This window comes from Pseudoalteromonas sp. MMG007, assembly GCF_018100985.1.
Classification (GTDB): domain Bacteria; phylum Pseudomonadota; class Gammaproteobacteria; order Enterobacterales; family Alteromonadaceae; genus Pseudoalteromonas.
Map to the genome: position 1 here is coordinate 47,161 of NZ_JAGJEI010000014.1, position 11,623 is coordinate 58,783.

An 11,623-nucleotide genomic window follows, 5' to 3' on the forward strand; every position below is an offset into this window, starting at 1 on the left:
TTTTTATTTATGCAATAAATTAGCTATAGTTAAATTGCCTAAAATAAAAGCACGATGTAATTAATGTCACCACCAAAAAACAATAAAAATAAAGTTCACAACTTTAAGCGCACCTTTTGGTTATCACTTACTCTTACAGTATTAGTAAGCATTGTGCTTGATCGTATTAATTACAATCGCGTGAAAGATGCGCATCGACTACAAATCCTCTCTGAAGTAAGCACCTACCGTGCACAGCTTGAATCTATTTTGGTTTCTAATATTCAGCTAGTACGAGGTTTAGGTGTTGCTGTTGCAGCAGAGCCTGAGTTACAACAAACACGATTTGAACAAATTGCTGGGCCATTATTTAAAACCTCTAAGGAGCTTCGTAATATCGGTGGGGCTCCCAATATGATTATTCAAATGACGTACCCTTTAAAAGGTAACGAAAAAGCACTCGGCCTAAATTTTTTAGAAGCAAAAAACCAACGTGCCGATGCAATTAGGGCACGCGACACCAATACAATTGTCATGGCAGGCCCACTTAAGTTAATACAAGGCGATATTGCACTTATCGCACGCGTCCCTGTATATATACCACCTGAACATCGTTTTTGGGGATTGCTTTCTGTTGTTTTAGATATTGATAAAGTGTATGAAAACTCGGGTACCTATGAGCTTGAAAAAGAATATAACGTTGCCTTACAGGGGCGACACGGCCTTGGTAAAAAAGGTGAATTTTTTTACGGTGACCAAGATATTACACAACAAGAACCGCTTGAGTTTACTTTAAATTTTCAAGGCGGAACTTGGCAACTTTATGTTGCCCCAAAACGAGGTTGGAGCCCACCAAGCTCAGCTATATTGCCACTTCGCCTCGCCATCATAATCATATGTGGATTACTAACATGGGCATTTTTCTTCTTTTTAAAAATGCTTAACCGTCAGCAACAAAACGAAAAAATGCTTGAGGCTATGAGCGATCTTGCTCAAATAGGGGCATGGTCATTTAATTTAGATACCAAGCAAGTTTATTGGTCAGATATGACCAAAAAAATATTTAAATACCCACTCGATACGCAACCTGAATGGCCTAGTGATTTAAGTTACTTTAAAGCAGGCAAAAGCCGCGAAAAAGTAGCGATGCTAATTGAACGTGCAATAAAACAAGGGCAAAGCTATGAAGTTGAACTGGAAGTAATTAACGCTCAAGGCAAACCAATATGGGTCTTAGCCCATGGAGAGGTAGAGCAAAAAAATGGTCGAAGTATCCGTATTTTTGGCTCAATACAAAATATAGATACGCGTAAAAAGGTTGAAATCGAAAATAACCAAATTGCACTTCATAATGAAATTTTAGCTTCTTTAACGGTTAACAAGCTCATATTGAGTGGGCAGTTAAGCCAAGCAAAAGACGTAATCACTCAGGCAATTTGCCAAGCATTTGATGTAACACGTGCCAGCATTTGGTTTTTTAATGATGATAAAAGTCAATTAAGCCCTTTTGCGATACACAGCACTCTGCCCTCGAGTGATAACAGCGACCCTATTTGGCTAAGAAAAAACACTAAAGATCTTTTTAATGCAATAGACCATCAAGCGGTTTTTAGTGCACCCGATGCACTTAACCACCCTATTCTAAAACCTTTGAGAGCACATTACTTAGACCCATTGCAGATTCAATCCATGTTATGCGTAGTTATTCCTGGAGGCTCAGGCGCACTTGGTGTTGTATGCGCCGAGCAATGCCAAAGCACTAAACTATGGTCTCGTAATGAAGAGAGCTTTTTAATAGCTGTTGCGGCACTTATTGGTAGCCTACATTCAAGTCAAAAACGCATTGAAACAGAAGAGCAACTCGTTACAGCTAAAGATGCTGCAGTACAAGCAGTAGAAGCTAAAAGTGAATTTTTAGCGAGTATGAGTCACGAAATCCGTACCCCTATGAATGGTGTACTCGGTATGCTAAATATTATAAAGCAGACCCATCTTAATCAGCAACAAGAGCACCACATAGAACTGGCGCAATCATCGGCTCAATCACTTTTAAATATAATTAATGATATTTTAGACTTTTCTAAAATTGAAGCCGGTAAATTGGATATTGAAAATGTACAATTTAACCTCCCCAGACTACTAGGCGAAGTTGTTGAATCGTTTGCTTTAAAGGTAGAACAAAATAAAACCAAGCTTATTTTAGACGCAACTCAAATCACGGTAAGTGAAATAATTAGTGACCCAAATAGGTTACGCCAAATATTAAATAACCTAATCGGCAATGCCGTTAAATTTACTTTAAATGGCGAAATAATTGTAACTGCGCGCATTGAGGAAACCACAGATGCTTCGTTTTTGCAGTGCTCCGTAATTGATACAGGCATTGGCATAAAGCCTGAAAAACAAAATTCGTTATTTGACTCATTTACACAAGCTGATGCTTCAACTACTCGTCAGTTTGGCGGTACCGGACTTGGGCTGGCTATTGTTAAACAGCTTTGTGAACTCATGAATGGTGAAGTAAGCGTGACAAGTATGGTTGACGAAGGCAGTACATTTTCGTTCACCATACAAATACAACCTCGCCTGAGTAAAGAGCAAGATTTACCGAGTCACTTAATTAAAAACAAGCATATTTTAATTATTGATGAGTGCACGTTAAATGCTAATACAGCCCATAAACAACTTAATGTTTGGGGTGCAAAAGTAAAGTGCATTAACGACTACAGCCAAGTAACAGAGCACTTTAATAATCCAGACGTTAAGCTCAGTGCGGTTTTAGTTGATTACTACTTTTTTGAAAAAGCTCAGCAATCTCATATTACGTCCTTAAAAAACTTTATAAATCTGCATAACTGTAAATTGGTGATCATGGCACCTATGAGCTACTCCCAAGAAAGCTCAAAATTAGGTATGAACGTTGACTGCATGATTTTTAAACCATTAACGCCATCTGATTTATTTGACTCTCTTACCAACGATAAATTTATAGAGCAGCAACAGCGTCAAGCACAGCTACAGAACAAGTTAACAAAAGCACCTATAACCAGCTCAACAGAGCCTCAATTACTGCTTGTAGAAGACAACAAAATCAATCAAGTAGTTGCCACTGCACTGTTAAAACAGGCAGGTGTTACTTTTGATATTGCAGAAAACGGTCTTGATGCAATAGTTAAACTTAATGCAAAACAAGGTAACCCATACACGCTTATTTTAATGGATTGCCAAATGCCTGAAATGGACGGCTATCAAGCAACAAGAGCTATTCGAGAAGGTGATGCAGGTAAGCATAATCAAGATATTACGATTATCGCTTTAACGGCTAATGCAATGCAGGGCGACAAAGAAAAATGCCTAGAAGCAGGCATGGACGACTATTTAAGTAAGCCACTTGATCTCGCTGCATTACAACCAAAACTTCAACAATGGCTTGGCACTCAATAAAGGTGTAAGCTAATTAAATAAGCTTACTAATTTGAGATTATTTATGCAGTTATCAGCAAATCAACAACGTATTCTTGGTTGCTTATTAGAAAAACAAAGCACCACACCTGAGCATTACCCGCTGTCTTTAAATGGGCTTACCAACGCGTGTAACCAAAAATCTAACCGAGATCCCGTTTTATCTCTCAGCGAAACCGACGTACAAGATGCCCTTGATGAATTAATTGAAATGCGTTTAGTTACGGTTGATGAAGGCCTTTCAGGGCGAGTAAACAAATATGAGCATCGCTTTTGTAATACCGAATTTAGTAACTTACAATTCACCGAGCAACAACGTGCCATAGTGTGCTTATTGCTACTAAGGGGGGCACAAACCCCTGGCGAGTTAAGAACGCGCTGCACACGCCTAGCTGAATTTAATAATGTGAGTGAAGTTGAAAATGCACTTAAATTATTAGCCCAAGATGATTACGTCAGCAAGTTAGAACGAGAAGCAGGAAAGCGAGAAAGTCGCTATATTCACTTATTTGGCGATCAGAAAATAACGCAAGCTGTAACACCTACTCGGCTACCAAGCGAATCCGTTAGAAGCGATGAATTAAATGAACTGCTAACTGAAATAGATGAGTTAAAAGCAGAACTTCGTCAGATTAAAGCACATTTAGGGCTTTAATTACGCCTAACTAAATCACATAATATAATTAAGCTTAAAAACAAAATTATTTACCAACGAGGAGCTGGCCATGCGCGCCGAAATTATGGCTGAAATGAAAGTTCAGCCAAGTATTGATGTAAACGCTGAGATAACCCGCCGAGTTAACTTTATTAAAGCACGTTTAGTGGCCGCTCATAGTGTATCGCTAGTACTAGGTATAAGCGGTGGTGTTGACTCATCAACCTGCGGTCGCTTGTGCCAATTAGCGGTAGATGAATTAAATGCCGAGCAAAGTACCGACAAGTATCAATTTATTGCGGTGCGCTTACCTTATGGTATACAAGCCGATGAAGACGAAGCGCAAATGGCAGTCGATTTTATTAAGCCAAGCAAGCGTATGACAGTAAATGTACAGCCAGCAGCTGATGCACTGCACGACCAAGCAATCGCAGCTGTTGTAGGTAGCGGCGAAAACTTACCTGAACAAGCAAAAATCGACTTCATTAAAGGTAATGTAAAAGCACGCCAGCGCATGGTTGCTCAATACGAAATTGCTGGTTTTTGCCAAGGCTTAGTAGTGGGTACCGATCATAGTGCTGAAAACATAACTGGCTTTTACACCAAATTTGGTGATGGTGCCTGCGATTTAGCACCATTATTTGGTTTATCAAAACGCCAAGTACGTGCTCTTGCAACAGCATTGGGTGCGCCTGATTTACTCGTTACTAAAGCGCCTACCGCCGATTTAGAAAGCGACAGACCAGGCCTTACTGACGAGGAAGCGCTAGGGTTGAGCTATGAACAAATAGATGACTTTTTAGAAGGTAAAGAAGTCGCGGCAGACGTTGAACAAAAGCTTGTAGATATATACTTGCGCACACAACATAAGCGCCAAGCCATCCCTACTATTTACGACGATTTGTAAACAACGGTTAAAAGCAACTAGTGCAACTATGCATTAGTTGCTTTTTGATCGCGCTATAACTGTATTGCGTATATTGTTCCCAGTAAACGCATTCAATATTTTTAACTGCCCGCCATAGAGAATACTGCATTATATGACATCGCCTATTTTAATTACCGGCGCAGGCCAGCGCATTGGCCTCGCACTTGCCAAGCACTATTTAGCCCAAGGGCAAAGCGTTATTATTACTTATCGCACTCGTCACAAGGCTGTTGATTTATTAGAGCAACAAGGAGCTGTGTGTATTTTTGCTGACTTTAATAGCGATGCAGGCATTAGCGCATTTATAAATACACTTAAGACGCACACCAGTAGCTTGCGCGCTATTATTCATAACGCTTCAAGCTGGGACTGCGAAGCTAACAACCCAGACTTTGCCGCGCTGTTTGATAGCATGATGCGTATTCATGCTAAAACGCCTTATTTAATTAATTTAATGTGCGCTGATTTACTACTTAGCTATCAAGCAAGTAGTAACGTACCTGCAGATATTATTCACCTTACTGACTACGTTGTAGAAACTGGCAGCCCTAAACATTTAGCTTACGCCGCAAGTAAAGCGGCTTTAGATAACTTAACAAAATCGTTTAGTGCTAAATATGCGCCTAAAATAAAAGTGAACGCAGTTGCACCATCGCTCATTATTTTTAATGAGCATGACGATGAAGCGTATCGCATAAAAACGCTTAAAAAGTCATTAATGGGTATTGAGCCCGGCTGCCAAGAAATTATTAACAGTATTGATTTATTACTGCAAAGCCACTACATAACAGGCCGCGCTTTACCTGTAGATGGCGGACGCCATTTAAAGTAAAACACACATTAAACTGAGAAACTTATGCACGACGAACTAAAACAAAGTTACCAAAATATTATTACTGCTGTAGGCGAAGATGCTAACCGTGAAGGTTTACTAGACACACCAAAGCGCGCAGCTAAAGCGATGGAGTATTTAACTAAAGGCTATCGTCAAACGCTTGATGAAATTACTAACAATGCGGTATTTACCTCTGACGCCGATGATATGGTGCTTGTGCAAGATATAGAGCTTTACTCTATGTGTGAACATCATTTATTGCCATTTATTGGTCGCTGCCATATTGCCTACATTCCAGATGGTAAGGTACTTGGTTTATCTAAGTTTGCGCGCATTGTTGATATGTTTGCTCGTCGCTTTCAGATTCAAGAACAGCTTACTCACCAAATAGCTAAAGCAGTGGAAGAAGTAACAGGTGCAAAAGGCGTGGGTGTTATTGTTGAAGCTAAACACATGTGTATGATGATGCGCGGTGTAGAAAAGCAAAATTCGAGTATGCGAACCTCTGTAATGCTAGGTAACTTTAGATCAGACTCTAAAACGCGTAACGAGTTTTTACAGCTTATTAAGGGTTAATTATGGCTAACGCAATTATAAACGTAACTAACTTACGCTTGCGTACATTTATTGGCTTTAACCCTGATGAACGTGAAAAAAAGCAAGACGTGGTCATCAACCTTGAGATTCACTACCCTGCCGACGATGCGTGTAAAACGGATGAAGTAGAGCAAGCACTTAACTATAAAGTGATTACCAAAGAGGTAATCAACTTAGTAGAGCAAGGGCACTTTTTACTACTTGAAAAGCTCGTTGCGGAGATACTTGCTGTTTGCCATAAACACCCAAGCGTGCATTACGCCAAAGCACGTGTAGATAAACCACATGCACTGCGTTTTGCCGATTCGGTGTCACTTACGCTTGATTGGGTTAAATAACATTAAATTATTTTATCTATACCTATGGCAAGGGCAATAACCGCTAAGTAGCGTGCGCCTTTGCCAAGTGTAACTAATATTAAAAACACACTAAAACGTACTTTAAATATCCCACCAATCACGGTGAGCGGGTCGCCTACTATGGGAAGCCATGCAAACAACAAACTATACACACCGTATCTATTAAATTGATTTTGCGCATTTTCAAGCCCCTGCGCGGATACCGGAAACCACTTTTTATTTTTAAAGCGTAATACTTGCGTGCCCAACCAATAATTTACACAACTGCCTAATACATTACCAAACGTGGCTGCTAACCATAATAACCATAGGTTTGCTTTTGCTTGAGTAATCATTGTTATTAAAACAACTTCAGAGGAGCTTGGTAATAAAGTGGCCGATATAAATGCACTAATAAATAAAGTTAAATATAGCATAATGCCCTTAGGCTAAACCTAAAAACCCAGCTTATAGCTGGGCTTGCAGAATAATAACTAAAGATTTATTTTATCAAATTTAAGCTAAACGGGTAGTTAAACTCCCTACCTTCATTGGCTTTAATACTTGCCAAAACAACCATAATAAAAGAAAAAATAGCCACTAAAGGTAACAAAACCAAGCCTATTACGGCAAATACTAGTAAAAAACATACAAAGTAAGCAATGGCCATAGTAATTTGAAAGTTAAGTGATTTTTTACCGTGTATATCTACAATTGGCATTTCATCTTTTTTAATAAGCCATATTACTAATGGCCCCAGTATAGAGCCGAACGGGATCACAAACCCAGCTACGGCACTTAAATGACAGAGCATAGCCCATGTTCTATCATCTTTATTGATTGGTTCAACCTGTTGATTTTCTTGCATTACGCTCTCCTTTTTATTTTATCTATACTGCCTTTTTATTCGCTATGTGTCTACAAATTAGCCTATATAAGGCTAAATATCACAACGCAAAATGCTGTGATAAAAAAGTGATAACTTCGTGAGAGTTTCTTGAGGTGGTTATTTAATACTTAACCTGAATCATCACTTACAGGAAATAACAATGAAAGCTTCAGCATTTACAATTGCAACTCTTCTAGCAGTAGCTAGCCAATCAACTATGGCAGCAGAGCTAGACGTTAAAATTACAAACCTTACAAAAGGCCTTTACTTTACGCCGGTACTAATTACAGCGCACGACAGCGAAGACAAATTATTCGAAGTAGCGACCGAAGCCTCTTCTGCATTGCAAGCAATGGCTGAAGGCGGCGATATTTCAGCACTTGTTACTCAGGCATCAGCATCAAGTAGCGATATTGCAGAAAACCCAGCAGCTGGCTTATTAGCCCCTGCGGCGTCAGCAACAGCAGAACTAACAACGACCGATGGCAACGAATACCTATCTGTAACCGCTATGCTACTTCCAACGAACGATGGCTTCGTAGGTCTTGATAGCTGGAAAGTTCCTACTGAAGCGGGTACTTATACTGTTTACCTAAATGGCTATGATGCAGGTACAGAAGCAAATAATGAGCTTGTTGTAGAAGGCTCTGGCGCACCGGGTGTTTTAGGTATTCCAGCAGCACCAGGTGCTGATGCAGGTACTGCGGGTACAGGTGTAACAATGGGCGATACAAATACGATGGTGCACATTCACCCTGGTAGTTTAGGCGATGACGACCTAGAAGGTGGTAATAGTGATTTAAGTAACACTGTACACAGATGGTTAAACCCAGTTGCAAAATTAACTGTGACGGTTAAATAGGAGAGTTAATTATGTCATCTCTTTCTAATTTCAAAAAAAGTGCGCTTGTTTTAATGTTAGCCGGCTCATTAGCTGCGTGTGGCGATAACGATAATAACGACCCTATTGAAGATCAAGAACCTGTCGTTGTTGTTGAGCCAGAACCAGTAGTTTATGAGTTTACTATTACCTTTAGTAACCTAACAGCCGGTCAGCCCCTATCGCCATTATCTGTTATTGCGTTTGATGATACCGCGCCATGGCAATTTGGTGAATCGGCTTCTGTCGGTTTAGAAATGATTGCAGAAAGCGGCGCTAATGAAGAATACCTTAGCGACGAAAATGCACTTGCTGCAGTATCAGCTGAAGGCGCCATTGGTCCTGGAGAAACAACCTCTGTAACTATCTCTGTAGATGCACAAGATGTTCTTAATTTATCTTTTGCTGCAATGCTTGGGAATACAAATGACGCTTTTACCGGTCTTAGTTCTGTAGATGTATCAGCATTGGAAGTAGGCAGTTCAATATCAAGAACAACCGCTGCTTACGATGCAGGTACGGAAGCAAATACAGAAACGGCTGACACTGTGCCTGGTCCCGCCGCTGGCGGCGAAGGATTTAACGAAATACGCGACGATATTGCCGATATGATCACAATGCATCCAGGTATTGTGTCTAATCAAGATGGCTTATCAACCTCAGCACTTGGTGCTGAACTGAAGTTTGATAACCCAGTATCAAAAATCGTGATCACTCGTACACAGTAAAACAGCTTGTAATGGGGAAGTGAGGTGACATGGACGTCCCCTTTTTACGAGGTTGATCATGCGACACGAAAAATTATTGGTAGTAGAAGACGACAGAGAAATAGGGCAATTAATCACAACACAGCTTGCTTCATTAAATTTGCACGTAGATCATGTTGTAAGCGCTGAACTCGCACTAAAAAAAATAGCAAAACAACCTTACGGGCTTATTTTACTTGATATCAACCTACCACAAATGGACGGGTTAAGCCTATGCCGTAAAATAAAAGAACATTACCCCACTATTTCAGTTATTTTACTGACAGCCCTTAGCAGCGATATGGACCGTGTAATTGGTCTTGAAATGGGCGCTGATGATTATATTTGTAAACCCTTTTTTGCACGCGAATTACAAGCCAGAGTAAAAACCCAACTACGCCACAGAGCACAACTACTTGCCATTCAAAATAACGATAATGACCCCACACACAATGAGCAAACACTAAACGTAGGATCGCTGAATATTGAATTTAGCTCACACCAAGTTTATTTGGACGAACAAGCTCTTAACCTAACTGCCACTGAATTTGATTTACTTGTGTATTTTGCTCGCCATCCAAACCATGTTTTTAGCCGTCAGCAACTGCTCGATAAAGTGTGGGGGTATCAACACAGCGGATACGAGCACACCGTTAACTCACATATAAATAGGCTACGCGCAAAGCTTGAGCAGCATCACCAAGCACCCATTATCGAAACTGTTTGGGGGGTTGGCTACAAACTCAACCCAAGCCAACTCACTTAAGAGCTTTAATAATGAAACTATCTTTGTATAAAAAATTAGCAGTGTCGTTAGTTGTTATATTTTGCTTTATTTGCGCATTAGTTTACAGCTGGAGCAAACAACTGGAGCTCACCTCAAAACATCATGCTGAGCAAAACTTACATTTGGCGCTTGCCGAGCACTTAGTACAAGATAATCCACTAATAAAAGAAGGGGTGTACGACTACAAAGCACTCGAAAACCTTTTTCATACCTTAATGCTATTAGGCCCCGCATTTGAATTTTATTTTGTAGATGATAACGGCAAAATTCTTACTTACTCAGCAGAGCCTGGCAAAGTTAAACGTACTCATATTAATTTAGCACCCTTAAAAAAGCTGATTAATAACCCAGATGCAGCGCCAATTTATGGTGATAATCCACGAAATAAAGAGCAGCAAAAAATATTTTCAGTCGCCCCTGTGTTTAATAACGATAAGCTGCAAGGATACTTATATGTAATTATTGGGGGCGAAGCTTACGACACGTCTTTAAACACCATTAAAAATAATGACAAGCTATGGCTAGCTGCTTTATGGCTTGGATCTGCACTTGCATTTTTACTCATTGCAATGCTTATTTTACTGCGCTTTTTTACCAATCCTATTCAACGATTGGCCCGTGATGTAAGTAATATTGAAGCCGCTAATTATAGCCTTACAGACACAAAGCTTAGTAACTACTCAACGCAAAAAAGTAACGAAGTACATAGTTTAGGGCGCAGTATTCAAGCTATGCTTACTCGTATTAATGAGCAATTTAAAGCACTAGAGCAAGGCGACAAGCAGCGCAAAGTTTTATTAACACATTTATCTCACGACTTACGTACCCCCCTTGCCTCTCTGCAAGGTTTTTTAGAGGTATTAAACCAGTCAAAAGATAAGTTGAGCCCTCAAGAACAGCAAGAGTACTTACAGGTATCACTTAATAATTGCGGACAGCTTAAATTGCTCATAGAGCAAATATTTGAACTTGCGCACTTAGAAAATGGCGAAATAAACATACATAAAGAAACATTTAATTTAGGTGAACTCATTTACGACTGCATTGCTAAGTTTAGTATTACCGCCGAAAAGAAAGGGCTTAACTTATCTGTAGAGCCTGCTATATGCGATTTCCCAGTAGTAGCTGATATAGCAAAATTAGAGCGAGTATTGAGTAACTTAATAGATAATGCCATTAGGCATACCCATCGTGGAGGCAACATTGGCATACATGTAAAACGCAGTGACGATAACCAACTGTTTGTGCATGTATCAGATACTGGCGTAGGTATAAAAGAAGATGAGCTGAATGCTATTTTTGATCCCCATTATCAAGCAAGTAATTCTAATAAAGAGGGACGCCAGCAAGGTGGTTTAGGGCTGGCTATTTGCAGAGGATTATTAAAGCTTATGGATAGCGAAATATACGTGCAAAGTGAAATTGGCAAAGGCACTATGTTTAGCTTTAATTTACCACAAAAAAAGGTGCTTTCTTAAAAAGCACCTTTTAATGAGTTTAATCTACTGGTGTTAAATAGAAGATCAA

General features: G+C 39.8%; 12 protein-coding genes. 10 read left to right on the top strand and 2 right to left on the bottom strand.

Features of this window, described 5'->3' with window-relative positions; genetic code table 11:
• Positions 1–63: 63 nt before the first annotated feature.
• The 6 genes from J8L71_RS14995 to folX all read left to right on the top strand — a co-directional run bounded on the left by J8L71_RS14995 (position 64) and on the right by folX (position 6,794).
• Positions 64–3,423, top strand: a complete 3,360-nt coding sequence (locus tag J8L71_RS14995; RefSeq protein WP_211001246.1) for an ATP-binding protein — start codon at positions 64–66, stop codon at positions 3,421–3,423.
• A gap of 43 nt (positions 3,424–3,466) precedes the next feature.
• Positions 3,467–4,096, top strand: a complete 630-nt coding sequence (locus J8L71_RS15000) for a DUF480 domain-containing protein (RefSeq protein WP_211001247.1) — start codon at positions 3,467–3,469, stop codon at positions 4,094–4,096.
• Positions 4,097–4,166: 70 nt separating this feature from the next.
• On the top strand, positions 4,167–5,003 hold the full coding sequence (gene nadE / locus J8L71_RS15005; RefSeq protein WP_211001248.1) for an ammonia-dependent NAD(+) synthetase: 837 nt from the start codon (positions 4,167–4,169) through the stop codon (positions 5,001–5,003).
• A 133-nt stretch (positions 5,004–5,136) separates the two neighbouring features.
• On the top strand, positions 5,137–5,856 hold the full coding sequence (gene folM / locus J8L71_RS15010) for a dihydromonapterin reductase (RefSeq protein WP_211001249.1): 720 nt from the start codon (positions 5,137–5,139) through the stop codon (positions 5,854–5,856).
• Positions 5,857–5,880: 24 nt separating this feature from the next.
• Complete coding sequence (gene folE / locus J8L71_RS15015) at positions 5,881–6,435, top strand: GTP cyclohydrolase I FolE (RefSeq protein WP_055015863.1); 555 nt, start codon at positions 5,881–5,883, stop codon at positions 6,433–6,435.
• Between the two features lie 2 nt (positions 6,436–6,437).
• A complete protein-coding gene (folX, locus tag J8L71_RS15020) occupies positions 6,438–6,794 on the top strand; it encodes a dihydroneopterin triphosphate 2'-epimerase (RefSeq protein ID WP_058547727.1) in 357 nt (118 codons plus the stop codon).
• A gap of 2 nt (positions 6,795–6,796) precedes the next feature.
• Here the strand turns inward: folX and J8L71_RS15025 are convergent, their stop codons facing one another.
• Positions 6,797–7,231: a YqaA family protein gene (locus J8L71_RS15025; protein ID WP_211001250.1), complete on the bottom strand. Its 435-nt coding sequence runs from the start codon at positions 7,229–7,231 to the stop codon at positions 6,797–6,799.
• A gap of 65 nt (positions 7,232–7,296) precedes the next feature.
• A complete protein-coding gene (locus tag J8L71_RS15030; protein ID WP_138683411.1) occupies positions 7,297–7,662 on the bottom strand; it encodes a DUF4870 domain-containing protein in 366 nt (121 codons plus the stop codon).
• Between the two features lie 181 nt (positions 7,663–7,843).
• Here J8L71_RS15030 and J8L71_RS15035 point away from each other — a divergent pair, with 181 nt between their 5' ends.
• The 4 genes from J8L71_RS15035 to J8L71_RS15050 are packed head-to-tail and all read left to right on the top strand — an operon-like array spanning position 7,844 to position 11,574.
• On the top strand, positions 7,844–8,545 hold the full coding sequence (locus tag J8L71_RS15035) for a spondin domain-containing protein (protein WP_058547730.1): 702 nt from the start codon (positions 7,844–7,846) through the stop codon (positions 8,543–8,545).
• A gap of 11 nt (positions 8,546–8,556) precedes the next feature.
• Entirely contained in the window at positions 8,557–9,291 is a 735-nt protein-coding gene (locus J8L71_RS15040; protein ID WP_211001251.1) for a spondin domain-containing protein, read from the top strand.
• 58 nt (positions 9,292–9,349) lie between these two features.
• A complete protein-coding gene (locus J8L71_RS15045) occupies positions 9,350–10,075 on the top strand; it encodes a response regulator transcription factor (protein ID WP_211001252.1) in 726 nt (241 codons plus the stop codon).
• 11 nt (positions 10,076–10,086) lie between these two features.
• A complete protein-coding gene (locus tag J8L71_RS15050; RefSeq protein ID WP_211001253.1) occupies positions 10,087–11,574 on the top strand; it encodes a HAMP domain-containing sensor histidine kinase in 1,488 nt (495 codons plus the stop codon).
• Positions 11,575–11,623 lie beyond the last annotated feature (49 nt).